21 protein-coding genes are annotated in these 23827 nt (G+C 61.8%); 5 read left to right on the forward strand and 16 right to left on the reverse strand.

Annotated elements, in window-relative coordinates; translation table 11 throughout:
• Positions 1-5: 5 nt before the first annotated feature.
• The 16 genes from AC1RQP_RS18050 to AC1RQP_RS18125 all read right to left on the reverse strand — a co-directional run bounded on the left by AC1RQP_RS18050 (position 6) and on the right by AC1RQP_RS18125 (position 17759).
• Complete coding sequence (locus AC1RQP_RS18050; protein WP_492937942.1) at positions 6-314, reverse strand: hypothetical protein; 309 nt, start codon at positions 312-314, stop codon at positions 6-8.
• Positions 311-757, reverse strand: coding sequence for a hypothetical protein (locus tag AC1RQP_RS18055; RefSeq protein WP_492937943.1), 447 nt, complete (start codon positions 755-757; stop codon positions 311-313). The genes AC1RQP_RS18050 and AC1RQP_RS18055 overlap by 4 nt, the downstream gene beginning before the upstream one ends.
• A gap of 14 nt (positions 758-771) precedes the next feature.
• A complete protein-coding gene (locus AC1RQP_RS18060) occupies positions 772-2820 on the reverse strand; it encodes a sigma-54-dependent Fis family transcriptional regulator (RefSeq protein ID WP_492937945.1) in 2049 nt (682 codons plus the stop codon).
• 119 nt (positions 2821-2939) lie between these two features.
• Positions 2940-3434, reverse strand: a complete 495-nt coding sequence (locus tag AC1RQP_RS18065; RefSeq protein ID WP_239622959.1) for a hypothetical protein — start codon at positions 3432-3434, stop codon at positions 2940-2942.
• Between the two features lie 264 nt (positions 3435-3698).
• Positions 3699-5330 carry a molecular chaperone GroEL gene (locus AC1RQP_RS18070; RefSeq protein ID WP_492937946.1) on the reverse strand — a complete coding sequence of 544 codons (1632 nt, stop codon included), beginning with the start codon at positions 5328-5330 and terminating at the stop codon, positions 3699-3701.
• Between the two features lie 84 nt (positions 5331-5414).
• On the reverse strand, positions 5415-6251 hold the full coding sequence (locus tag AC1RQP_RS18075) for a metal-sulfur cluster assembly factor (RefSeq protein ID WP_492937947.1): 837 nt from the start codon (positions 6249-6251) through the stop codon (positions 5415-5417).
• Between the two features lie 5 nt (positions 6252-6256).
• Positions 6257-7279: an amidohydrolase family protein gene (locus AC1RQP_RS18080; RefSeq protein ID WP_492937948.1), complete on the reverse strand. Its 1023-nt coding sequence runs from the start codon at positions 7277-7279 to the stop codon at positions 6257-6259.
• 119 nt (positions 7280-7398) lie between these two features.
• Positions 7399-7770, reverse strand: coding sequence for an MmoB/DmpM family protein (locus AC1RQP_RS18085; protein ID WP_212433623.1), 372 nt, complete (start codon positions 7768-7770; stop codon positions 7399-7401).
• Between the two features lie 6 nt (positions 7771-7776).
• Positions 7777-8847, reverse strand: a complete 1071-nt coding sequence (locus tag AC1RQP_RS18090; protein WP_492937949.1) for an aromatic/alkene monooxygenase hydroxylase subunit beta — start codon at positions 8845-8847, stop codon at positions 7777-7779.
• A gap of 56 nt (positions 8848-8903) precedes the next feature.
• Positions 8904-9944: a 2Fe-2S iron-sulfur cluster-binding protein gene (locus AC1RQP_RS18095; RefSeq protein WP_492937950.1), complete on the reverse strand. Its 1041-nt coding sequence runs from the start codon at positions 9942-9944 to the stop codon at positions 8904-8906.
• Positions 9945-10027: 83 nt separating this feature from the next.
• Complete coding sequence (locus tag AC1RQP_RS18100; RefSeq protein WP_492937951.1) at positions 10028-11698, reverse strand: aromatic/alkene/methane monooxygenase hydroxylase/oxygenase subunit alpha; 1671 nt, start codon at positions 11696-11698, stop codon at positions 10028-10030.
• Between the two features lie 1602 nt (positions 11699-13300).
• Positions 13301-14353, reverse strand: coding sequence for an NAD(P)-dependent alcohol dehydrogenase (locus AC1RQP_RS18105; protein ID WP_345946209.1), 1053 nt, complete (start codon positions 14351-14353; stop codon positions 13301-13303).
• 357 nt (positions 14354-14710) lie between these two features.
• The gene (locus AC1RQP_RS18110) at positions 14711-15067 is read right to left on the reverse strand and encodes a hypothetical protein (protein ID WP_492937952.1); all 357 of its coding nucleotides are present in this window, start codon (positions 15065-15067) and stop codon (positions 14711-14713) included.
• An 85-nt stretch (positions 15068-15152) separates the two neighbouring features.
• A complete protein-coding gene (locus AC1RQP_RS18115) occupies positions 15153-15962 on the reverse strand; it encodes an N-acyl homoserine lactonase family protein (protein WP_492937953.1) in 810 nt (269 codons plus the stop codon).
• A gap of 27 nt (positions 15963-15989) precedes the next feature.
• Entirely contained in the window at positions 15990-16379 is a 390-nt protein-coding gene (locus AC1RQP_RS18120) for a carboxymuconolactone decarboxylase family protein (RefSeq protein WP_008557256.1), read from the reverse strand.
• Between the two features lie 27 nt (positions 16380-16406).
• Positions 16407-17759, reverse strand: a complete 1353-nt coding sequence (locus tag AC1RQP_RS18125; protein ID WP_492937954.1) for an MmgE/PrpD family protein — start codon at positions 17757-17759, stop codon at positions 16407-16409.
• A gap of 252 nt (positions 17760-18011) precedes the next feature.
• Here AC1RQP_RS18125 and AC1RQP_RS18130 point away from each other — a divergent pair, with 252 nt between their 5' ends.
• The 5 genes from AC1RQP_RS18130 to AC1RQP_RS18150 all read left to right on the forward strand — a co-directional run bounded on the left by AC1RQP_RS18130 (position 18012) and on the right by AC1RQP_RS18150 (position 23812).
• The gene (locus tag AC1RQP_RS18130; protein ID WP_492937955.1) at positions 18012-18905 is read left to right on the forward strand and encodes an NAD(P)-dependent oxidoreductase; all 894 of its coding nucleotides are present in this window, start codon (positions 18012-18014) and stop codon (positions 18903-18905) included.
• Between the two features lie 31 nt (positions 18906-18936).
• Positions 18937-20331, forward strand: a complete 1395-nt coding sequence (locus tag AC1RQP_RS18135; RefSeq protein WP_492937956.1) for an MmgE/PrpD family protein — start codon at positions 18937-18939, stop codon at positions 20329-20331.
• A gap of 79 nt (positions 20332-20410) precedes the next feature.
• Positions 20411-21346, forward strand: coding sequence for a branched-chain amino acid ABC transporter permease (locus tag AC1RQP_RS18140; RefSeq protein WP_492937957.1), 936 nt, complete (start codon positions 20411-20413; stop codon positions 21344-21346).
• Between the two features lie 2 nt (positions 21347-21348).
• The gene (locus AC1RQP_RS18145) at positions 21349-23118 is read left to right on the forward strand and encodes a branched-chain amino acid ABC transporter ATP-binding protein/permease (protein WP_492938418.1); all 1770 of its coding nucleotides are present in this window, start codon (positions 21349-21351) and stop codon (positions 23116-23118) included.
• The gene (locus tag AC1RQP_RS18150; protein ID WP_492937958.1) at positions 23105-23812 is read left to right on the forward strand and encodes an ABC transporter ATP-binding protein; all 708 of its coding nucleotides are present in this window, start codon (positions 23105-23107) and stop codon (positions 23810-23812) included. Before AC1RQP_RS18145 ends, AC1RQP_RS18150 begins: the two co-directional genes overlap by 14 nt.
• Positions 23813-23827: the final 15 nt, after the last annotated feature.

Here is a 23827-nt window from a genome sequence, read left to right on the forward strand (position 1 = left end):
TCGTCTCAACGACTAGCGGCAATCCGCCTGTCTAGTTCTTCAAGGCGCTGCTCCAGCACGGCGCAATGAGCGTCGCATTCTGCCATCTCGGCATTTGCCTTTCGTAAGCGCTCGCGCGCATCCGCGAGGGTTCTGGCGAGTTCACGCGAACAGCCGGAGGCCGCAATCTCTTGCTCGATGCACTGAATCTCGAATTCGGCGCCGCCCCCAAGCTGACGGTTGAGCAAATTGCGCGATTGGGCCGCCGATATCTCCTGAACGACCTGCAGCCGCTGGGTCAGCATTTCGACAACGGTCGGCGGGCCGGCCCTCATGCACCAGTCTCGATCTGGACCAGGATCCGCCGCAGGCCACCCACGCCCGATACAAAGTGACGCTGCGCATCATTGATGTGAGATCCCAGCGAGTCCCATAGATCGATCCTCAGCAACCGCGACGGATCACCAGCCATGTTCTCTAGCGCCTGCAGACCGAACTGATGCCGCAAACCAATGCCTTGCAAAACAAAATCCGTCAATTCACGCGCATGCGTTTCGATGAAAGGACGCAATAGCGGATGCGCGCCATAGCTGATGCCGCGATTCACGAGTTCAGTCTCAATGAACACTACGAAATGCCTAACCAGCATATCTTGGCTTTCGCCCACCAGGTGCACCATGAAGGTTACGTCGCGGTCCGCACGCGAAAGGATCTGCGACGCGAGCGCCGCAGCGGCAGGCTCCTCTGCCCCCATTTTTCCGCCCCAGGCCGTCGCCATGCGTGATCCTGTCCTCATATCCGCGAACGATATTGATGCAATTTGCGATACAGCGTGGCGCGCGAAAGGCCGAGCTTCTCGGCGGCGGCTGCAATGTTGCCACCTGCGTTTGCGACGGCTCTTTCGATGGCACGACGCTCTATATCGTCGAAGCGTGCGATCTCTTCGGCTTCTGGTCCCGTGGTGCCATGCCTTGTCTGCAAGGCGCCCGGACTTGGCAGGACCGATGCTGCTTCCAGGAAATCCTCGGGCAACTCCCTGGGCGTCACCACGCCGGTGAGCGTCATCAGCACCAGGTTTTCGATCAGATTGCGCAGTTCCCGAACGTTGCCCGGCCAGCTATAGCGCCGCAACAATTCCATTGCGGCTGCCTCGAAACGTACCGGTTCGGTGCTATAGGTCTCCGCGAATTGTCGATTGAAATGATCGATCAGAATCTCGACATCACCCAAGCGCGCGCGGAGCGGCGGGATAGTGATCTTGACAACGCTGATCCGGAAATACAGATCCTTGCGGAAACGTCCTTCCGCCACTTCCTGCTTCAAATTCCGGTTGGTCGACGCCACGAGCCGGACGTCCACCGGACGCGGCTTGTTGTCGCCGAGGCGGTACACCGCACGCTCTTCCAGCACGCGGAGCAGATACGGCTGCAGATCCAGCGGCATCTCGCCGATCTCGTCGAGGCTGAGCACGCCGCCATTGGCAAATTCAAAGCGGCCTGACTTTCCTTCTCGCGTCGCGCCGGTATAGGCACCTGGGGCATGTCCGAACAATTCACCGCCAAGAAGCTCTTTCGAGACCGCACCGCAATTGAAGGCGACGAAAGGCTCCTTGCCGGTCTTCTGGCTGGCGGCGTGAACGAGACGAGCAAACAGCTCCTTGCCAACCCCCGTCTCGCCCTCGAGCAGAATAGCCGTTCGGCCGAGTGCCGCCCGTTCAACCTTTTCGACCGCTTGCATCAATGCTTCGCTGCATCCGACAATCGCGTCCTTTGCTGACATGAGAGCTGCGCGCGCTATCGGCGAAACTTGGGACGCGGCGGAATTTATCCGCGGCCTCGATGCGAGCACGAGCATTGCCCCCTTCACAACACCGTCGACGAGCAGTGGCTCAATCCGCTGTTCCTGCAATTCCTCCGGCAGCGCATTGGCCAGGTCTTGAGCCAAACGACCATCGCTGCTTGGAAGAATCCGATTTCCGACGCTCAAGTCGCCGGACTGCGCGATCCGTCGCCAACGAACCGACGCCATGTCATTGTGATGAACGACCCTGCCGAAGCGGTCGAGAATCACCACTCCGTCGCCGCTGCCCATCCCCGGCATCCGCGAAATGCTGGCCTCGAGCAGCCGTATTCTTTCAAGGCGTATCTTTTCCGAGAGCGCAAGCTCGATGTGGTTGGCCGCAATCACCGCCAGTGCGACGTTGTGCCGGTGAAAGATCGCCTGAGGTCCGGAAAAATCAATGATGCCGATGATACTGCCGTCGATGGGGCTGCGAATGGGGCTACCGACGCAAGTCCAGGCTTTGATGCCTTCGGAAAAATGCTCGGCTGCATGGACGTGGACCGGTTTTCCCGTGATGAGCGCAGTGCCGATGCCGTTAGTGCCTGTCACCGTCTCACCCCAGGCGGCGCCAACCTCGAGGCGAATATCGTGCCCTGCATCAATCGTCCGCTGATCACCGCCCACATCGAGCACGACGCCGTTCCTATCGGTGATAACCAGCATGGTCGCGGCGTCACCAAGCACTTCGGCGACGCGGCGGAACGTCTGAGCGCTCGAACCCAGCAAGTCATCGTTCTTCAGACGAAGCTCATAGAGATGGTCCGGCGAGGCCACGAGATTGCTGCCCTTACAATGGGCATTGACTCCGGACTTGACGCTGCGCTTCCATGATTCCTCAATGACACCGCGCACCAGCGCATTCTCGCGCCTGAGGTCGCCGGACGTCAGAAAATTTTCCCACGCTCTGTTGGTCTCTCGCTCATCGTATGGCTGTCCCTGCTCGACATCCGTGACGCCCGGAACCTTGTAGCCTTCCAGCGAAAACGGCGGCTTAGCCATGAGCGTTTCCGTCAGCATTGGAGCACCATACGTAAGTTGGCAAACAACCCGATCGGCAGAAACGACCTGAACCGGACCTGATCGGGATCGTCATCCCCACAAGGCCCGGCTCACGGAGATCATTCGGCGCTTTTGGCGACGGCATCCAAGCCGAGACGGCCTGCGATGACTTCTTCCAGACTCTGCTCGGACGTCTCGTCGGGCACGCTCACGCCCTCAAGATCGGCGAGGACTTTCCGGATTTCCTCATCCAGCGGATCGAACATCCCGTTCTCCCGCGTCGCCAGGGTGAAGTATCGCGATTGGCCCTTTCCACGCACTTCGCCGACAAAATGGAGTTGTCGCCCCGACCCGAGATCTGCGATCACGACCCGGCCGTTGAGGCTGATCCGCACATAGGGTTCCGCCTCTCTCGGACGGCCCGGCGGCGTGTACCACAGCTTGCCTGATGGCTGGGGCTGAGCAGGAGGCGTGGGATCGCGCAACTCCTGCCAGCGCCCGCCGGTCAGATGATTGGCGACCGCGTCGATCTTCGTGCGGTTCTTCTGAATGAAATCCTTCGCCGCAGCCTCCTCGCGGTGCGGACCGTCGCGCTTCGAGATGATGTGGACCATGGTCTCCTCCTTCCCCGGTCAGTCGGATGGCCATGAAGGCTTGTTGGACCGCCTCCTTCGGCCATGCCGGAGCTTCCAAGATTGTAGCCCGTTCTAGGTCGTTGTCACCGTCCAATCACGCGATCGCGGAGCTCAAGCTGTCGACACCATATTTCGATGTCGAGGCCGTTGATCCGCCCGTCTCTGTCCGGTCTGGTTTGCGATTGATCCGAGTATCCGGCCACGGTATCCAGCGCGGCGGAATACGGACCGCATACACGTGCCTCATGCGCGCCCAAGCTTCTCTGCCCCGCCGCCCAATGCTGGTCCCTGTGTCGGATCGATGTACTCCGGCACGTCTGCAACCAGCGTGTTTGTAGTCAGGACCAGGGTGGCGACGGAAGCCGCGTTCCGAAGCGCCGTATATGTCACTCGGACCGGGTCGACGATGCCGGCCGAGACCATGTCGAGGAACTTGCCGTTGGCGGCGTCGAAGCCGACACCCGCCGGCGCGCCCTGCAAGTCGGCCACGACCTTTGCCGCATCGTGCCCCGCGTTCCGGGCAATGAACGCGGCGGGCCGGGACAGTGTCTCGCGTACCAGTTTGATGCCCTCGCCCAGGTCGCCATTGATGTTGCCGAGCGTGCGGGCGACCACCGGCGCGCATTGTGCCAATGCGGTGCCACCACCCGGCACAATGCCCTCCTCGGCTGCAGCACGCGCTGCACTGAGTGCATCGTCGATCAACTGGATCGTACGCTTTTGCTCGACAGGAGTGACGCCCCCCGCGAAGATCACGGCAGTGCCACCTGAGAGCTTCGCCAGCCGCTCCTTGAGCTTGTCCTGTTCGATATTCGGCGGTGCCAGATCGTATTGCTTGGCGACCTGCTGGCGCCGCGCGGCGATCGCCGCATTGTCGCCGGCGCCGCGAATGATCACCGTTTCGCGGGCACTGGCCCGAACCTGGCGGGCGGTGCCGAGATCGGCAAGGCCGGCCTCTTCCAGTCTGCCGCCAAGCTCGCGAGCGATCACTCGTCCTCCCGTTATGATGGCGAGGTCGTCCATCATGGACTTGCGCCAATGACCATAGTCGGGCGGATTGACTACCAGCACCCTGCCGCGGTTGCCGTCGCCAAGCAGCGTCGGCACGACTTCTGGCGCTATCTCTTCCGCGACGATGACAAGCGGCCGCCCGGTCGAAGCGACCGCTGCGCGCACCGCCGACAGCTCGCCCGGCGTCCTAATCTTCAGATCCGTCAGAAGAATGTAGGGCTGATCGAGCACCACCTCCATCTTCTCGACATCGGTCACCATATGGTGTGAAATGTAACCACGGTCGAACGACATGCCTTCGACGACCTCGAGCGTCGTGTTCGTCGTCAGCCCGTAATCGGAACTGATGACGCCATCCTTGCCGACGCGCTCCACGGCCTCCGCAATCAGCCCGCCGAGATGTGCATCGGTCGACGCAATCGTCGCTACCGCCTGGAGCGTCTTGCGGTCCGAGACGGCAATTGCCGAGCTCTTCAGGCTCTCGACGACGACTTCGACGGCCCGGTCAATACCTTTGCAGAGATCCACGGCCTTGGCGCCGCGCTCAAGGGCAGCAACCCCTCCTTGAATGAGACCATTTGCGAGCACCATCGCCGTCGTCGTACCGTCCCCGGCGACTTCGTTGGTCTGCATCGAGGCCTCGCGCACCACCAGGGCGCCCATGTTCTCGAAGCGATCGGGCAGTTCGATTTCAGACGCGATGGTGACGCCATCGCGTGACACGATCGGTGTACCGATTGGCCTGTCGACCATCGCGTTCATGCCCTTGGGACCAAGGGTCGATTCGACGGCAGCGGCGAGCTTCTGGACTCCACGCGCAAGGGCGCGACGGGCCTCTATGTCATGCAGCAGAACTTTTGGCATTGCGTTCACTCCCCACGTGGTCTCGTGTTTGTCAGATCGGGCGGACTTGCTGACCGCTCCGTTGTCGGCAGTCCCAGACGCGCCTCACGCGGGCGCGACGACATGTTTCTCGGCAGTTGCCGCCAGTCCGATGGTCGAGCCGGCACAACCATTGCCACACGCACCGCAGGTGGATGCCCGTTCCGGACTACCACCATCGAATTCGCGATCGCGGGCAGCTAGAAGGCCCCTGCACAGCGAGCTGTTGAACTCCATGTTTATCCGCACTCCTCGCAGCCGCTGCAGATACGAAACGAGCTCCTGAGGAATGATCGCGAAGCCCTCGCAAGTGACGAAGGCGCGATCGTCGGGGAGTTGGGCCAGATGCCGTTCAACCAGGAGCTCGCGGTAGCGCAGCTTCTGGCGCGCGACTTCTCCCGGTCCAAAGTCGACTTCGTCGTAAGCGCCTAGAGTCATTCGGCAGATAGCCGAATCCTCATAACCCAGTCCGCGCAACGCCAGCATCATGCACTCCTGGCGCCGCTCGAACGCCTTCCGGCGGAATTTCTCGCGGAGGTCGTCAAGAGATCCTCCAGGCGCGAAGTCCTTGAGTGCCTCAGCGAATGACTTCCCCTCGCTGACGCCACGATTGATCTCGTGGGCGACCATGTGATCCCGGAGTTCCGGTCGCGCTTCCCGCACCCACGGTAGCGCTGACACAGACTGACGCATGTCGTCGGCCATGAGGAAGGCGAAGCTCGCCGAACACCAGTAGGTCGGCAGGCGAAAGACGATATCGACCCCGCCATCGTCATGGACAGTGACGAGCTCGACGAACCCGAGGTCGGTCACGGACTCGTCTAATTCAGGATCCGTGACCGTTGCGAGGCGCGTCCACACCTCGCCGGTTCTTCGGTCGCGATGTGGGATGACCTCGTCCATCCCCGTCATTCCGCCGCGATCGCGTGAGCTGTATTCCCGAGCTTCGCCTTCTGCGCCTCGACGTCGACGCCATAGAGGCGCGCGGCGTTGAGTCCGAGGATCTTCTTTTTCGCCTGCGGAGTGAGATCGACACCATGCTCCTGCTTCAGATCCTCCGGCAGCTCGAAATTCCAGAACTTTTCGACCAGCCAGCGGGGCGTCCAGATCGCGTAGTCGCTGCCGAAAAGAAGCTTGTCTTCGCCAACCCAGAACAGGAGCTCGCTGATCACTTCGGCGAAATAACGGGGCCGCCCATGGATGAACGGCAGCGCTACCGCCAGGCCGCCATAGACGTTGGTCTCCTGCACTGCGATCCAGCAGAAGTCATCCAGTCGAGGCAGCCCACAATGCTCGATGATGAAATTGAGGCCCTGGAAGTCGGTCGCCGCATGATCCACGTCGTGAACATCGAATGCATCCTTGTCGAGCGGAATAATGGTCGGTCCCTTGTGGACATGAATGTTCCTGATTCCGAGCTTCTCGCAGAGCTCTAAGCAGCGATAGGCGTTGGGATCCGTTAGCTTCCAGCCGCGCGAATCACCCTTCCACTCCGCCGTATAGAGCTTGACGCCCTTGATACCGAACGTCTCCTTCATGTAGTGGATGTATTCAAGCGCCCGCTCGCCATCGCGCGGATCGAACGCGCCATTGACGATGAAGCGATCCTTGTACTTCTTCGCCATCTCAGCGTTGCGATCGATCGTGTTGAAGCCGTTCTTGTAGAAATCCGTCAGGTAGGTCGACTGCACGATGGCCATGTCGTCCGGGCCATCGACGAACAGATCGCGATACATCTGCTCGGCGCTGTACTTTTCGAACTGCTCCTTGGGCCAAAGCTTGTCCTTCGGACTGAGCGACGTGTGGTAGGCGTAAAAGCAATCAATGAACTGCTTGCCGTGGATGTTGAGCTGATTCGCCGGGCTACCGTCCCAAAAATGGGTGTGACCGTCGATGACGAACACTTCCTCGCCAGTGGGAGTTATGAACATGAAAGTCTCCAACGTTTATAGGTGCTTTTCCATCGATGTCGGGGAACGACCGTCCGCGCGAGAAGATGGTGGAGCTGCAATCCGGACAGACGCAGCCCACCTAGTCTCGGGAGACAGGTTCACTCGATGTATTCGAAGACCTCGTCCATGTTGCCGAACAGCGTCACCGTGTTGTCGTCGATGCGCACCATTCGGCCGTAGTGGGTAGAGGTGTTCACTTCGAATATCTCGGCCGTCATATCCTTGCCGAGAATTTCGCTGATTTCATCCATCTTGAAGATCAGCTTGCCCTCGCCGTCGATGCGGATCAGGGCCGGCTGATAGGTCACGGTTACGTTCGGCTTCTTCCCCATGAATTCGGCGATGGCGCGCGCCTCAACGCTGTCGTTCATGGTGACCCCGCACTGATGGGAGATCGTCTGTTCGAAACGAAGGTCTCCCATCTTCTGGAAGATGTTCTGGTTGGTGGCAGATCTGGAAGCAACGGACATTGCAATTTACTCCTTGGGAAGGGTGAGGCCGAGTTCGCCGAGAATCTTCTTGATGCGCTCGACCGACTGCGCGCGGGCATCGGCGTACTGCACCGGCTTCGAATGCGGCTGCGACCAGATCGGCTGCAGACCTGCTGCCGCCTTGTTCGCAAGCGCCACATGCTTGTTCACCCAGCCCTGGAACAGCTTCTTGTTGTGAGCTGCGTGCTGATTATCGGTGACCAGCAGATGCATCAAGTCGATCGTATTCGCGAGATTGCGCTCATAGTCAGCCTCCGCCACCGAGATGACGGGCGGCGTGATGAAGTCACCGTTCGACGAGGCCGCCTGCATGAGGAAGCCGCTGCGGAACAGCTCGCCGACGAGCGGCTCGAACACGATGTTGGTGGCAAAGTACTGCTCAAGATAATCGGCCGAGCCCATGATCGACTCGATCGCTTCCCGGGTACCCTGCCAGCCCTTGTCTTCGAGCCAGGCGCGCTTGCCAGCTGCGTCGTCGAAGCCCGGAATATCCATTCCGATCTCGGCCAAGTAGAGCGTGATATCTTGGGCAAGGCGGAGCTTGTAGGACGAATTGGTCAGCGTCGCGTTGTTGATCATCTGGGTGTAGCCGTAGCGCTGAGCCTGCATCAGCGAAGTGCCGAGCCCGAACTCGACGTGCTTCCACGCGCCGAGGTGATGCTGCAGGATCTTGATCCATGCCTTGTCGAACGACTTCGGCGCACCTGACTTCCGGCCGTTGGCGATCACCGCTTGAACCATCGCCTCGATCTTGGACTGCCGCTGATAGTGCGTGCGCTCCCATTCCTGGTCCGGAGCACGGAAGGCATGCCAGTTTGAGCTCAGCGCCGCCGTGTTGTCCTTGGTATAGGCGCCCTTTCCGTTCGGGAAAGATATGATCCAGTCCTGCAGCAGATAGCGCTCCGGATCAGGCTGCACGTCAACGGTCACGTCCTCGTAGTGCGTGGCCCGCTTGCTGCGTGGCTCGAAATAGCGGTACTTGCGGCTGTCGGAGTCAGGAAATATTGCAGCGCCGGCTGCGCCGGATCCGACTGAAACACTTGGAACGGCAGTCATAGTCTCTCTCCTCCCATTGGTGGCTCTACATTCGTTAGGTCGACACGCAGAACGTCTCAGTTGGTGGCCGGTGTGAACTTGTCGAAGAAGACACGCTCCGATTCGACATCATTCATCTGCAACACTGGCGTCAGCGCCTCGATCATCGGCGATGGCCCGCAAGCATAGACGTCGACGTCTTCGCCATAGCCTGAGCTGCGCAGGTGTGCCCCGACGGCCTCATGCACGAAGCCTCTTTCGCCGTGCCAAGTCGCGTCGTCGGCCGAATGAGAAAGTATCGGCACGAACTTGAACTCCGGATGCTTCTCGGACAGTCCGGCGAAACGATCGAGATAGAATAAGTCGTTTTGCGTGCGAGCCCCGTAGAAGAAATGTACGGGACGCACCTCACCGGAGTTGAGGTGATCATGCAGGATCGACCACAGCGGCGACATTCCGGAGCCGCCGCCAACCAGGATCATGGCTCCGGTTTTGTTTTCTCGTCTGAAGCAGGTGCCGTACGGTCCCTTGATTCCGACCTTGGTTCCGACGGCGAGGTTTCCGTCGAGCCGGGAGGAGAAGCGTCCGTTCGGGTACTTCTTGATGATAAATGAGAGTTTTTGGCTTTCGCCCGGCGAATTTGCCATGGAAAACGAGCGCGTAATCGTCTCTGTCCCCGAGAGCGTGATGTCGACATATTGACCCGCCCAGAACTTCAGAGATTGCTCCAGCGATATCTCGAGGTACCTGATATCGTGGGTCAGCGCGGAGACGCCCGTCACCGTGCCGGTGAAATCCTTTACCGGAATTGATTTGGACAGCACCTCCTCGTCGTAGTTGAGGAGTTCCACCTCAAGATCCGAGTAGGCCAATGTTCGGCACAACAGGATATAATCCTGACCGCGCTCAATTTCGTTAAGGGCAAAGGTCGAGTATTTCTTCAGCTCTACATCACCGCCGGTGAGCACGCATTTGCACGCCGAGCATTGTCCCTCCTTGCAACCGTGCGGCAGCGCGATGCCCTGGCGAAACGCGGCGTCGAGAACGGTTTCGTTCTCCTCGACCTCGAACTCTATTCCTACCGGTTGCAGGCGAACGACATTAGCAGGCGCGCCCATAGGGGCCTCCTCAAACCAAGGCTAGCAGATTTGCTCAGGGGGGGCGGGAAGGAGCCAGCCAGAGCCGGCTCCTTCCGCTTCGCTTAGTTGCAAGGATTGATCGTGAATCCCTTGCGATAGTCGGCGAGGTGCGCCTCTCGGTCGGCCGGGCTCATCTCCCGCAGGGTGAGCAGCGGGCTCTTGAGAATGTGGCCGCGGACATCGTCGAGCGTCCACATCTCCTTCTCGTCGAAGCGCAGGTGCGGCTGGGCGACCAGGGTCTTGCCGTCCGTACGCACGAAGCCGAGATCCTTGATGGCATCGGCGATGTCCACATTGTGATAGACGCTTTCCCACTCGCGACGGCCGCTAAACCGTCCCATCGCCGGGGTCGGACGCCCCTGATACTCGCCGGCGAAAGCTTCCACCGCCGTCCAGCGATCGATCTCATGGGCGAAGGTGTAGAGCTGGCCGTCGATCTCATCTGTGACGATGTCCTCTCGGATCAGACAAGGCACCAGGCACGACCAGCAACGATGCGGATAGACATAGCCGACATCGCTGTTGAACAGAATGTTGGTCTGGCCGCGGTACGACAGCTTATCGTACCACTTCCAGAATTCGCCGAACTGAGCATACCAGCCCGGGTACTTGTGCTCGAACCATTCGAAGTCCTTGTCGGTCTGAGCCTCGATGCGCCAGAAGTTCGCCGACCAGCCGACCGCGAAGAACTGCGCGACTTTGTGGACGTAGTGCTTCTCGGTCAGCCGTTTCCAGGCGGTCTGCACGTCGTCATGATGGATCTTGATGCCGTACTTTTCGAGCGGCAGCATGTAGGTCCGATAATAATCCTCGAAGATCCAGCGGTGCCACATCTCCGCGTAAGACTCTTTGGTCTTGTCGCGGTTGGTGGTCCCATACTCGATGAAGGTTCCGATCGCGGCATCGACGATGGCGTGATTCTGCCAGAACGCATAGCGCATGTCGCGCTCGAGCAGCAGATGGTTCTCCGGCTCCTTCAGCATCGACATCAGCATCGAGTGGCCGTTGCCGATATGGCGGCTCTCGTCCGACTGAACCGAGAGGAAGACGGTCGGCAGCGCATAGTCGCCGTTGCGGGCGGCTTCCGACGGCATCGCGACGAACAGCGTATTGGTGAACGCGGTCTCGGCAACCACGGTCAGGTAAACGTTCGCGGACGTGATCGCGTCACCAGTGATGAAGCCTTCACCGAACTGACGGCCGATGGTGGTGGCGTAGCACTTGCCGAACGCTTCTTCGGTGATGTCGAACCCCGCCGGGTCGATGTAGTTCTCCATATACCATTTCTTCAGGTTCATCTGGATCGTCGAGTGACGAAACTCGTCGACCATCTGCATGGTGAAGCCGGTGCGGAGATCTTCGCCGGGCGCAAGGCGTCCGACCATGGCCATCGACCGGGCAGCGGAGATTTCCGGGAACGGGATGATCGCCAGGAACAGCTTCATCCACTCGACCCATCGAGGCTCGACGTTGCGGAACATGTCGCCGCGCAGGGCAGCATCGAGCGCGCCATAGACGCGGTTGTCCTTTTCTTCCTGCATCGGGAAGTAAGAGCGAAGGACCTGCTTCATCGGATCCTTCGGCGCCTTCGCGATCTTGTAGTCCGTGGGGAAGGTCATCGCTTCCTGGACGTAGGAAGGATTCCACCCGAGGTCTGCAATCTTCTTTGCAGCCTCACCGACGGAAATGCCGCGCTGAGCGGTGATCTTGTTGAGTGTCAAAGTTCCAGACATCTAGCCTATCCTCCTGATTGGGTCAGAGACCACTTCGATATTCCGCCTGCCGAGGACCTCGTCGAGCCGGGCAGTGCTTACCCGTGCGTTACGGGCCACCTCGCGGCCGCTCGCGCGACCGGACGTTTGATATCGGCAAGGGTCTAGGATGACTGCGGAGCCCTCCGGGGATGATCAGGGACGATCGTCGGACCCAGCGGCCCGCCGACCGCAATTGTCCCATCCCGCATGAAGCGCGCCTTCAGCTGAGCATCCCCTTCCCTCGTTCTTTTCGCGGCTCGCCCCAGACGGAGCAGTCTGCGTTGTTGTGCCCAGGAGCTTTGCAATGGGCGTGCCAGCACGTCCTGGGGCCCGGCCAAGTGATTTCTGATTGGGTAAGTGGAAGAATGGGCGAAGGCAGAGGCATCGCATGCTTGGGTCGCAACTGGCTGAGATGCAATTTGCGACACGAATTGCAGAATGAGACTCTCAGCGCGCACATAGCCAGCGATTTTGCACCGCAACGTTTGCGTCGCAATATCGATCTGTCGGCTCTCTTGGATGCTGAAATTGTTTTGTTCGCCGTTAGTCGGGACTGGCAACCGGTGCAGCTTCGCACTTGGCGATCAGCGTTCTTGTGAGCTGGCTCCTTGTTCGCCCGCTCGAACTAGCGATAGTCTTCCACAACGGTTGAATTCCTTGATTGCCCAGCTCGAGACATCCAGCGGCCGGAATAGAGGGCGTAACAATCATGATCGCAAAAGGGCAGTCCGGTGCTGAATTCTCTCAGATAGCTTGCGTGAATTGGCTCACAGCAAAACATGCAAAACGTTTTTTGACATGGCGCCCTGCCGTTTACCAGAATGAACCTCACGTGGCGCCTCCCAATGCGAAGCATGACGATGCCACCATGTCATCGTTGAACACCTAGGCGACTCGCAAACAGCGGAGCCATCTATGGTCGGCCTCCCTACGTACTCTGAACCGGTCGACGCACTTGCCGGAGCAAAGGGCCGTTGGCCAGCAGCAGTAACGGATAAGGTCACACGTTCCGCCGCAGACGGCGCAGCAACTCGCTGAACCGTGGTGTGGATTCTTGGAGCTCTTGCCCATTCCGGCCTCCTGTTGATATCGCGTGAATAGTTCTCCGAGCTTTCACACAGCACCGCGGTCACACGCGAAGTGCGGCGTCGGCGATGGTGCTGGCTTGCCATGTCTCGCGGCGGATACGGACGCCAGGCGCAAGAGTTTGTCTCTGATGTGCGCCTGAAGGCGAAGCGGCTCGTTCTTGGCCGTATCGGTGCGCCTCGCCGGCGAGTCCCTGCACAGGAGGTGTGCAACGGCCGTGCCAGATCGTTCGATGGCCTCTTTTGGATGGTCTTCCGAGCAGCGGAAGACGGAGCTGGGCAACATTGGGGGATGGCGATATCGCCCTGAGACCGGTCGCGTTGCAAATTGCGACGACGACGCAAACTGAGACTCTGTGCGACCCGCGCGAGTATTCGTTCCGACCCGTAGCGTTTGCGCCGCAACATGAGCGGTCTGCGCGAATGCTTGGACAGACAGAGGACGTCAAATCCATCGCGAGGAGCGCATTCTCGCGATGGATGACCCGGTTCTGAATCAAGGAATCAAAACAGCACGTCCGTGGATCTTGCCGGCGTTGAGATCGTGCAACGCCTTGTTTGCATCCGCGAGGCGATATTCGGCGGTGGCGAGTTCGACCAAGCCTCGATCCGCGAGCGCCATCAACTCCGTTAGCTCGGCCCATGTGCCGACCAAATTTCCGATGATGTTCTTCTCGGTAATCACCATATCGACGGTCGGAACACGGATGTCCTCACCATAGCCGACAACGTAATAGCTGCCCATCGGACGGGTCATCGCTAGGCCTTTGGATGTCGTGCCCTTCTCCCCGACGAAATCGATCACCGCTTCCGCACCGTTTCCGGCAGTCAGAGCCAGCACTGCTGCCACTTCGTTGCCGTCCGCTTTCACAAGATGATCGGCGCCGGACTTTTCGGCCAATTTCAGCGACTCTTCGGACTTGTCGACCACGATAACGTCGGCCGCGCACATCGCCTTGAGACACTGGATTCCGATGTGGCCCAACCCACCCGCTCCGATAACGACGCAGGATTCGCCTGGCAGAAGGTGTCGCGTGGCCTTCTTAATTGCGCGATAGGCCGTAAGGCCCGCATCCGCGTAGGGCGCCACGTCCTTCGGAGCAAGCGTCCGCGGCAGCGGCACGATGTTGCGTTCCGAGGTGCAAAGGAATTCTGCGTAGCCACCGTTGCAGTCGAGACCCGGAAAAGTGCCGGGACCGTGCATGTCGAAGCCACGGCGACAGGCGAGACACGTGCCGCCGGTGATCTTCGGGTGAACAATGACCGGGTCACCTTTCTTCAGGCCATCAACTTCCTTGCCAACTTCTTCGATCCAGCCCGCATTTTCGTGGCCCATGATGATGGGCAGCAGTTTATCGCCGGTCGGATCCATGTGCGGCTTCCAGACGCCTTCGATGATATGAAGATCGGTCCTGCATACGCCCGCGCCGCCGATACGGACGATGACGTCCGTCGATTTGGTCAGCTTGGGATCCGGCACTTTCTCCTCGCTGACCCACTGGTCGTTGGACAGCTCTTCGTCATACGCTCTCAATACTTGGGCTCTCATGTTGTCCTCCGTCTGCCCAGCGAACTTCGTGCTCGCCATCGCCGAGGCGCCTCAGCATTTTTCGTGCCAGCGGATCTATTATTGCAGCGCAAACGACGGTTTCAACGGGCGACAAGCCGCGTGTCGATGTGGCAGCCGTAGATCGCCCGCGCTTCAACGGATGCATCTCGGGCGCCCGCTCGGGATGTCCGGGAGAGGATCTTGAAGCGTTCTGACCGCATCAAGTTGTACGGTGGGTTGAAGCGGGTCTACTCCAGATCGTGCGGATCATGAGTTGCCAGTACGCATCTGGACCAGCGTCTCATGGTCCGATCGTCGCCTATCTGACTGGCCAACAAGTTCAAGTTGGGAAGGTCTCTATTGGCGATAGCTGAAAGGCGAACGCCATGTCGGATGCTGACTTGCGCCGATACAGTTGGCCAATGCAGTTGAACAACTCGGCTGCCAGCTGATTTTGTGCAGCTTTCGCAGAGCCTGCGAACAGGCTTTGGGAGTTACCCCGTAGATTATGAGTGCGTCCGCGCCGGTCGCTCGCAACGTAAGAATCTGGGAATCGACCGTAGGATCCAACACCTCGAATGACACCGCGCCTGCAATGACTTTGTCTGCGGCAGCCCCGAGCGCTTCTTTTGTTGCTTTCAGATAGTCCTTTCCGGCGTCATCATTCTGGTAAAGGATGGCGATGCGCGTGTCGGGCTTTCCTTCTTGCCCCATATAGCGGCTAGTTCCTCCGGAACGCTGTTGCCCTCGAGCTGCTTGATTGCACGGACGGCCTCTACGCCGCATCCTTACCAGCGTCCTACGAATGAGCAGCGCCGAACGGCGCCAAGTCGAGGCGAACGGCAACGCCATCCAGGTCCGGGCTTGGCGCCGGATAACGTTTCATCACCAGCGGATCATGGCCGGGAACGATGTGATCTTCGTCCGGCGCTGCGGCTCGCAGCTTGTCAAACCCCACGAGCATGTCTCCGACATGAAACGCCGTCGTGAACGGACGCTCGCTCGTCATATTCTCGTAGAAGTGACTGACGTCGGAGGCGAGCACGACGGGGCCGCGCCGCGTGTTGACGCGCACGAACTGAAGGCCGGCGGAGTGTCCACCGGCCGCATGGACCGTCAATCCCGGCGCAATCTCGGCATCGCCGTCGTAGAACAACACCCGGCGCGCGTAGTTCAGCCGTACGATCCCACAGACGTCCTCCACCTCGAAGGAATGCGACAGACGCGGATATTGCATGTAGCGCCCGGTGGCGTAGGCCAGCTCGCGCTCCTGGAGATGAAACCGCGCGTTCGGAAAACGATCGAAATTGCCGGCATGGTCGTAATGAAGATGGGTGAGAATCACGTCCTTGACGTCGGCAGGATCGATTTCGAAGGCGCGCAGCGTCTCCACCGGACAGCGCAGGTAAGTCCGCCTGCGCTGCCTGGCGACGTCCGCGTTGAAGCCGGTGTCGATGACGAAGGTGCGCCCGCCTCCCCGCGCCAGCCACATGAAATAGTCCATCGGCATCGGCCCGTCATGCGGGTCGCCGCCGATGAAGTGCTCGCTGCGCTGCGCCTCGCGCGTGGCGTAGCGGATGGCGAAGAGCTCGTAGTCCGGGTCGGCCATGAGACTTCCAATCGAGCGGACAGGTACTCAGGAGCCGGCCGCGTCGACCTCGTTGAAGGCCTCGCGCGCGTTGCGGAAGGCGTCGATGCCGGCGGGCACGCCGCAATAGACCGCGACCTGGAGCAGGATTTCCTTGATCTCCTCCTTGGTGAGCCCGTTCTTCAAGGCGCCCTTGACGTGCAGCTTCAATTCGTGCGGGCGGTTTAGCGCGCCGAGCATCGCGAGATTGACGATCGAGCGCGTGCGCCGGTCGACGCCGGGCCGCGTCCACAAGGCCCCCCAGCAGAACTCGGTCGACCACTCCGCCATGGTGCGTGTGAACTCATCGGCACCCGCGATTGACTTGTTGACGTAGTCCTCGCCGAGCACCTCTTTACGAACCTTGAGGCCCTTTTCGAACAGTTCGGTCTTGCTCATGATCGTCCTTTCAGGTCTTGAGAGAATTCAGTTGGAGGTTTTGTGGTGCAATGCCGCCGGCGGCCATAGCGATTGCATGAGATTCCCGACGTCATCGGCCGCATCGAGCCGCCAGATTGCGTCGATGACGCGGTCCGCATCCCAGTCGCTCCGACCGGTGCGCACGCCGTCGCGCAACTTCTCTTCGATGTCGCTGTCCGAGAGCGGCGCAGCCTGGCTGCCGCGCGGCGAAATGACGGCCTCCGTGAGCACATCGCCGGACGACAGGCGCAAGGTGACGCGTGCGGCGCCATCCGGCATCTCGCGGTCGAGCTCTGCCCTGACCTTCCCCCGCAATTGCGCGATATCGGGCCGGACCACGGTCTCCTGCTCGAACTCGGTGACGCCGGCCCTGCCGAGCAACAGGCCGCACGCCACGCAATGGTGGATGCTGACGCGCGCATCGCGCGCGTTGTTGACGGGACGGTCGCCACGGGCAAGCAGCAGCGCCGAGCCCTGTACGATCACCGATTCGATCTGGTCGGCGCGCCGACCAATCCGCTCGCGCAATAGCAGACAGGCGTCGATTACCGCGTGAAAGACGATGCCGGCCGGATACGGCTTGTAGGTATTCTCGGCGATCTCCCAGGTCTTGCCGAGACCGTCGAGAAGCCGCGCGAGATCGGGCTCATCCCCCATGGTGCGCGCCCAACCGAGCGGCCCCTCGATGGCGCGGGGCGCGGCCTCAAAGCCCTGCTGCACCAGCAGCGCGGCAAACAATCCGTTCCGCGCGGCGTTGCCGACGCTGACATTCTTGGCGGCACTCGGCAGGTTCTCGACATTGCCGGCCGACTGGCTCGCCGCAATTCCGATGGCGTTCGCAACTCCTTCCGCCGAAAGGCCCAGCAGCTTCGCGCATGCCGCGGCGGCACCGAAAATCCCGCAGGTCGAGGTGATGTGCCAGCCGCGCGCGTAGTGGTGCGGCGACACCGCATTGCCGATTCGGCACTCGACGTCGACACCGAGGATGAAGGCCGTCAGCACCTCGCGCCCGGACATCCTGCGCGCCTCCGCCAGCGCCAGCACCGGCGCCGCGACCGGCGCTGCCGGATGAATGATCGTGTCGGGATGGGTGTCGTCGAAGTCGAGCAGATTCGCCGAGATGGCGTTGAGAAACGACGCGCACAACGCATCCATTCGCTCGGTATGGCCGATGACCGTCGAAGTCGCCACGCCGCTGAATGGGGACAACGTCCGCATCGCGGCCTCGACCACCGGGTCGCGGGCAGAGCCCAGCGCCGTCGCGAAGAAATTGAGAATCGACCGTCGCGCCTCGTGACTCTGCGCCTCCACGTCCGCCCATGACGAAGCGGCGACGAAATCGGCGAGCGTCTTGCTCACACTCGGAATCGGATCTTGCGGCACGCGGGACGTCTTTCCTCGCTTTCTTTCGACCTTAAGCCGATCCGCGGCAAACTGTCGACCCCAAATGTTATGCTTGACAGCTTGTCTGACAATCATAACAATCCTCATCGGTGGCGCGGGATCCCCTCGCCGCAACGACGGCGGTCGGCATGGCCAGCCGCCGAACACGATCGACCAGAAAGTCAAGAAGGCGCGCCCGTCACGGGACCGCGCGACAGGGAGTGAACGATGGCGGGAGAGACGCTCGGCGTGATCGGCACGGGCCGCATGGGTGGTCCCATGGCGGGACGATTGATGGACGCGGGCTATTCGCTCGTCGTCTATGACACGCAGGCCGAGGCCACCCAGCCACTAATCAAGCGCGGCGCACTGCTCGCCAGTTCGCCGGCCGACGTCGCCTCACGCGCCGATATCGTGCTCGCCAGCCTGCCGACGCCCGACATCGTCAAGGCGGTGACGCTCGGCCGGGACGGCATCAGCAGCGGCAACCGGGCCAAGATCGTCATTGATCTCTCGACCTCCGGCCCCGGCGCGGCCAAGCTGGTCGCGGAAGGCCTGAAGGCCAAGGGCATGACCCTGGTCGATGCGCCCGTGAGCGGCGGCATCAAGGGCGCCGTCAACGGCACGCTGGCCGTGATGGTGTCCTGCCCGCAGGCGACCTACGAGACGGTGCAGCCGATCCTGAAGAACTTCGGCAAGCTGTTCTACACCGGCGACAAGCCGGGCGTGGCGCAGACCGCCAAGCTCGCCAACAATCTGATGGCGGCCGCAGCGCTGGTGATCACCTCGGAAGCCGTCGCGATGGGCGTCAAGGGCGGCGTCAACGCCAAGGTCCTGATCGACATCATCAACGCCAGCAGCGGCCGCAACAGCGCCTCGGAAGACAAATTCCCCCGCGCGGTGCTGCCCGGCACGTTCGATTTCGGCTTCACCACCGGCCTCTCCTACAAGGACGTCCGCCTCTGCGTGGACGAGGCCGAGGCAATGGGCGTCCCGATGGTCTGCGGCGCAGTGGTGCGGCAGATGCTCGCCATCACCAATGCCAAATACGGCGCGTCATCCGATTTCACCTCGATCGCAAAAGTGCTCGAGGAGTGGGCCGGGGTAGAAATGCGCGGCTGATCGCGCAAGCTGTCAGGGAGAGAAGCCCGCGATGACGATCGGCCCGACGGGATCACGCAAAGTACCGCTCGCGCGCCAGATGGCGCGGAGCACGCTTGCCATCGATCTCGGTGATTTTGGATCGGACGTCGTCGCCAAGGCAAAGCTCTGCCTGCTCGATTTCCTGTCATGTGTCTTCGAAGCCGGCCAGCATCCCTGGAGCCGTCAGGCCGTTGCGATCGCGCATGGCTGCGGCGGCGCGACCATCATCGGCACCTCGCAGCTCTCCTCGCCGGCCGACGCAGCCTTCGCCAATGCCGTGATGGGGCACGGCCTGGTCCGCGAAGACATGCATGCCGCCAGCATCGCACACCACGGCGTCGTGATCTGGCCGACCCTGCTTGCACTGTCCGAGCAGGTGCCGCTGCACGGCGCCAAGCTGCTCGCAGCTGCCATCATCGGCTACGAGACCGGCGCGCGGATCGGCCGCGCGCTGCTGACCTCCGACCTCGCGCGTCTCTATCGCCCGACCGGCCTCGTGGCCCCTCTGGGCGCCGCGCTCGCGGGAAGCTTTGCGCTGGGCCTGTCCGAGGATCAGGCAGTCAGCGCCATTGCGATCGCGGCCAACACATCGGGCGGGCTCAACGAATGGCCGCACGCCGGCGGCTCGGACATGTATTTCCATCCGGGGTTTGCCACGGGCAACGCGATCAGGGCGATCGGCCTTGCCGCGGCCGGCGCGTTCGGCTCGGAAACGATCATCGAGGGTGAAGCCGGTCTGTTCGCCGCCTATCGCCGCCAGGCCGCGCCCGACAGCATCGTGCTGTTCCCCAACGGCGCGTGCGAGATCATGGCGGTCTACAACAAGCCGGTCCCCGCCTGCAATTTCGCGCAGACTGCTGCGCAGGCGGCGCTTCGCGTTGCGCACGAGCTCGCCAGCACGGAGGAGATCGACCGGATCGTCATCCGCGCGCCGGACGCCGCCGTTCGCTATCCCGGCTGTGATTCCATGGGACCCTATCGCAACGCGCTTCAGGCCAAGATGAGCATCCCGTTCAGCGTGGCGGCGACGCTGGCGCGGGGCGAGATCGAGGAAGAGAACTACGCCGGGCTCGATGATGCCGACATCGTCCGCCTGGTTGCGGTCACGGAGCTGAAGGCAGACGCCGTTTTCACCGCCGCCTTCCCCGGCAAGCAGGGCGCGGAGGTGACCGTGCAGTTGCGCGACGGCCGGACCATCCGGCACGGTTTGCCCGACGTCGTCGCTGCAACGCCATCGGATATTCGCGCGCGCTTCCGCGCCGCCGCTAGCCGTGTGCTTGGCGAGGACCGCGCGCACCGGCTCGAGCAACTCATCGACGATTGCGAGCAGCTCGGCGATGCCGGCGTCATCGCCGCGCAGTGCCGCCTGAACACAACGGAACGGACTTTACGATCGGCATCATGAGAAATGCCGGAGAGTACGGGGGAGACATGGTCGGCCTGGAGACCAGCCTAGGATCGTCGCCTGCGCGGAGGCGGGGCTGATGGAAGGATTCTTTCAAGCGCTCGCGGCGGGCCTTCTGATCGGCGCCGTCTACGGCCTGATGTGCGTCGGGCTTGGCCTGATCTTCGGCGTCATGCGCGTCATCAACTTCGCCCATGGCGATTTTATGATGCTCGGCATGTACACTGCCTTCTATCTCTTCACCGCCGCCGGCGTTCAGGCGATGTTCGGCAATACCGTGGGGCCGTTCGTCGCCATCCTCATGGCCGGGCCCGTGCTCGCCGTGTTCGGCTATTTCGTGCACCGGACGCTGATCTCGCACGTGTCGGGGACGCGTACCGCCTCGCTCGAAGGCGAAGGCCATTATGCCCAACTCATCCTCACCCTCGGCATCGCGCTGATCCTGCAGAACGGCGGCCTCATTGTGTTCGGCTCGGTTCTGGCCTCGATCCGTACGCCGCTGTCGAGCTCGGCCTGGGAGCTCGGCCCTTTCTTCGACATGAGCATCTTCCTCAACAAGGCGCGCAGCATCGATATGATCGTGTCGCTGGCGATCATGATCCTGCTCTCGCTGCTGATCACGCGCACCCGGATCGGAAAATCGCTGCGCGCCGCCGCCGACAATCCGACGGCCGCGACCTATATGGGCATCGACGTCGACCGCGCGCACCGCACCGCCTTCGCGCTCGGCTGCGGCATCACCGCGATTGCCGGCGGTCTGCTCGCCACCAACTATCCGTTCCATCCCTTCGTCGGCCTCGAATACGTCATTGTCATGTATGCCGGCGTCGTGCTCGGCGGCATGGGCAGCATCATCGGCGCTTTCTGGGGCGGCATGACCATCGGCCTCGTCCAGCAGATGTCGACGCTGATCCTGCCGACACAGCTGCAGAACGCCGCGATCTTCGCCGTCTTCCTCCTCATCATCTTCTTCCGTCCGCAAGGCTTCTTCGGGCGGATGGTGGAGAGGACGTGACCATGCTCCGGATGCGATCCTTTCTGCCTCCCCTGCTCTTCACGCTCGCTTATGCGGTCGTGTCGCTCGGCGTCACCAACTCCTACTATCAGCTGATCCTGACGCTGGTGCCGGTGTGGGCGGTATTCGGCCTGTCGTGGAATCTGCTCAGCGGCTATACCGGGCTGATCTCGTTCGGCCACGCCGCCTTCTTCGGCATCGGCGCCTATGTGACCGCGCTCGGCCAGATCTATTTTGGCATCTCGCCCTGGCTGCTGATTCCGGTCGCCGCCATGCTCGGCGGCATCGCCGGGCTCCTGATCGGCTTTCCGACCTTCCGCCTGCAGGGCCACTACTTCGCGCTGGCGATGCTCGCCTATCCGCTCGCCATTCTCTACGTGTTCGAATGGCTCGGCTTCCAGGAGGTGACGCTCCCGATCAAGCGCGACGCGCCGATCGCCTTCATGCAATTCACCGATCCCCACATCTACACGCTGCTGGGGCTCGCCATCATGCTCGGCACCATTGTGCTGACGCAATTGATCGAGCGCTCCCGGTTCGGGATGGCGCTGCTTGCGATCAAGCAAAACGAGGCCGCGGCCGAGGCCGCCGGCATCGACACGCTGACCTGGAAGCTGCGCGCGATCACGCTGAGCGGCGCGATCGCGGCCGCCATCGGCGGCTTCTACGCCCAGGTGCTCTTGGTCGTGACCCCGCAATCGGTGTTCGGCATGCTGGTGTCGGCGCAGGCGCTGACGGTTGCGATGTTCGGCGGCGTCGGCACGGTCTGGGGACCGGTGATCGGCTCGGTGATTCTGATCCCGCTCGCCGAGATCCTGCACGCCGAAGCCGGCGCGCGCTTCCCCGGCATCCAGGGCGTGATCTTCGGCCTCGCCATCGTCTGCGTCATCCTGATGGCACCGGAAGGCCTGTTCTGGAAGCTGCGCGATCTCCTGCGCAAGCGCACTGCACCCAAGGCATCGGTCAGCGATACAGCGGAAGCTGTCGCCAACGTCACGACGCTGAAGCCGGCTGCGCGTCAGCGCGCCGCCAAGGGTGAAGTGATGCTCGAGGTCAAGAACCTGTCGCGCTCCTTTGGCGGCCTCAAGGCCGTGCAGGACGTTAGCTTCAAGCTGCACAAGAACGAGATCCTCGGCATCATCGGCCCGAACGGCGCCGGCAAGACCACGCTGTTCAATCTCCTCAACGGCTTCCTGAAGCCGAGCCAGGGCGAGGTGCTGATCGACGGCCGCAACATGTCGGGCCAGCGGCCGCATGTGATTTGCGAGGCCGGCATCGGCCGCACCTTCCAGGTGATGCGACCGTTCCTGCGCATGTCGATCCTCGACAATGTCGTGGTCGGCGCCTATGTCCGCGCACGCACCGACGACGAAGCCCGCAAGCTTGCCGCCGATGCGGTCGCCCGCGTCGGGCTCTCCGCCGTCGCCGACCGTGTCGCCGGCGAGCTCTCCACCAAGGAGTTGCGGCTGATGGAGCTGGCCCGCGCGATTGCCGGTCAGCCGCGCATCCTGCTGCTCGACGAGACGCTCGCGGGCCTCGGCCATGGCGAGGCAGACGAGGTCGTCGCCGTGATCCAGCAGCTCGCGCGCGACGGCATGACCATCGCAATCATCGAGCACACCATGCAGGCCATGGTCCGCCTGGTCGACAGCTTCCTCGTGCTCGACCACGGTGCCGTCATCACCGAGGGCCTGCCCGAGGTGGTGACGCGCGACAGTCGGGTGATCGAGGCCTATCTCGGCAAGAAATGGGTGGGCCATGCTGCGAATTGAGGGACTGAGCGCGGGTTATTCGGCCAAGCCCGTCCTGAACGACGTCTCGATCGACGTCGGTGCCGGCCAGTTCGTCGCCATCGTCGGCCCCAACGGCGCCGGCAAGACCACGCTGTTCAAGACCATCTCCGGCATCGTCAAGCCCAGCGGCGGGTCGATCACTTTCGACGGCGTCGACCTGCTCGCGGTGCCGCCGCCGCAGCGCGCCCATCTCGGCATCGCCCATGTCCCCGAGGGACGCCAGGTCTTTCCGTCCCTGACCGTGATGGAAAACCTGGAAATGGGCGCGATGACCGAAAGCGGCCGGCGCGACTGGCAGGCCAATATCGAGCGCATCTTCGAATGGCTGCCCGTGCTGAAGGAACGCCGCAACCAGTTCGCCGGCACGATGTCCGGCGGCCAGCAGCAGATGCTCGCGATCGGCCGCGGCCTCGCCTCCTCGCCGAAGCTGTTGATGCTGGACGAGCCCTCGATGGGGCTCGCTCCCTCGACCGCGGACTTCATCTTCGAGCGGCTGATCGAGATCCGGCGCCAGTCCGGGCTGACCATGCTGCTGGTCGAGCAGCGCGTCGCGGAGGCGCTGGAATCCGCCGATCACGGCTATGTCCTCGAAGCCGGCCACGTCGTGCTCCAGGGCAACAACGCCACGCTGCGCGCCGACGATCGCGTGCGCAAGGCCTATCTCGGCATGTGACAACCATAAAAACAG

This window comes from Bradyrhizobium sp. GW821-FHT13H06, assembly GCF_058803975.1.

Excerpts from the sequence above, each read along its gene's own strand:
- AC1RQP_RS18050 (WP_492937942.1), bottom strand. The coding sequence starts at position 314 with ATGAGGGCCGGCCCGCCGACCGTTGTCGAAATGCTGACCCAGCGGCTG.
- AC1RQP_RS18055 (WP_492937943.1), bottom strand. The coding sequence starts at position 757 with ATGGCGACGGCCTGGGGCGGAAAAATGGGGGCAGAGGAGCCTGCCGCT.
- AC1RQP_RS18060 (WP_492937945.1), bottom strand. The coding sequence starts at position 2,820 with ATGGCTAAGCCGCCGTTTTCGCTGGAAGGCTACAAGGTTCCGGGCGTC.
- AC1RQP_RS18065 (WP_239622959.1), bottom strand. The coding sequence starts at position 3,434 with ATGGTCCACATCATCTCGAAGCGCGACGGTCCGCACCGCGAGGAGGCT.
- AC1RQP_RS18070 (WP_492937946.1), bottom strand. The coding sequence starts at position 5,330 with ATGCCAAAAGTTCTGCTGCATGACATAGAGGCCCGTCGCGCCCTTGCG.
- AC1RQP_RS18075 (WP_492937947.1), bottom strand. The coding sequence starts at position 6,251 with ATGGACGAGGTCATCCCACATCGCGACCGAAGAACCGGCGAGGTGTGG.
- AC1RQP_RS18080 (WP_492937948.1), bottom strand. The coding sequence starts at position 7,279 with ATGTTCATAACTCCCACTGGCGAGGAAGTGTTCGTCATCGACGGTCAC.
- AC1RQP_RS18085 (WP_212433623.1), bottom strand. The coding sequence starts at position 7,770 with ATGTCCGTTGCTTCCAGATCTGCCACCAACCAGAACATCTTCCAGAAG.
- AC1RQP_RS18090 (WP_492937949.1), bottom strand. The coding sequence starts at position 8,847 with ATGACTGCCGTTCCAAGTGTTTCAGTCGGATCCGGCGCAGCCGGCGCT.
- AC1RQP_RS18095 (WP_492937950.1), bottom strand. The coding sequence starts at position 9,944 with ATGGGCGCGCCTGCTAATGTCGTTCGCCTGCAACCGGTAGGAATAGAG.
- AC1RQP_RS18100 (WP_492937951.1), bottom strand. The coding sequence starts at position 11,698 with ATGTCTGGAACTTTGACACTCAACAAGATCACCGCTCAGCGCGGCATT.
- AC1RQP_RS18105 (WP_345946209.1), bottom strand. The coding sequence starts at position 14,353 with ATGAGAGCCCAAGTATTGAGAGCGTATGACGAAGAGCTGTCCAACGAC.
- AC1RQP_RS18110 (WP_492937952.1), bottom strand. The coding sequence starts at position 15,067 with ATGGGGCAAGAAGGAAAGCCCGACACGCGCATCGCCATCCTTTACCAG.
- AC1RQP_RS18115 (WP_492937953.1), bottom strand. The coding sequence starts at position 15,962 with ATGGCCGACCCGGACTACGAGCTCTTCGCCATCCGCTACGCCACGCGC.
- AC1RQP_RS18120 (WP_008557256.1), bottom strand. The coding sequence starts at position 16,379 with ATGAGCAAGACCGAACTGTTCGAAAAGGGCCTCAAGGTTCGTAAAGAG.
- AC1RQP_RS18130 (WP_492937955.1), top strand. The coding sequence starts at position 18,012 with ATGGCGGGAGAGACGCTCGGCGTGATCGGCACGGGCCGCATGGGTGGT.
- AC1RQP_RS18135 (WP_492937956.1), top strand. The coding sequence starts at position 18,937 with ATGACGATCGGCCCGACGGGATCACGCAAAGTACCGCTCGCGCGCCAG.
- AC1RQP_RS18140 (WP_492937957.1), top strand. The coding sequence starts at position 20,411 with ATGGAAGGATTCTTTCAAGCGCTCGCGGCGGGCCTTCTGATCGGCGCC.
- AC1RQP_RS18145 (WP_492938418.1), top strand. The coding sequence starts at position 21,349 with ATGCTCCGGATGCGATCCTTTCTGCCTCCCCTGCTCTTCACGCTCGCT.
- AC1RQP_RS18150 (WP_492937958.1), top strand. The coding sequence starts at position 23,105 with ATGCTGCGAATTGAGGGACTGAGCGCGGGTTATTCGGCCAAGCCCGTC.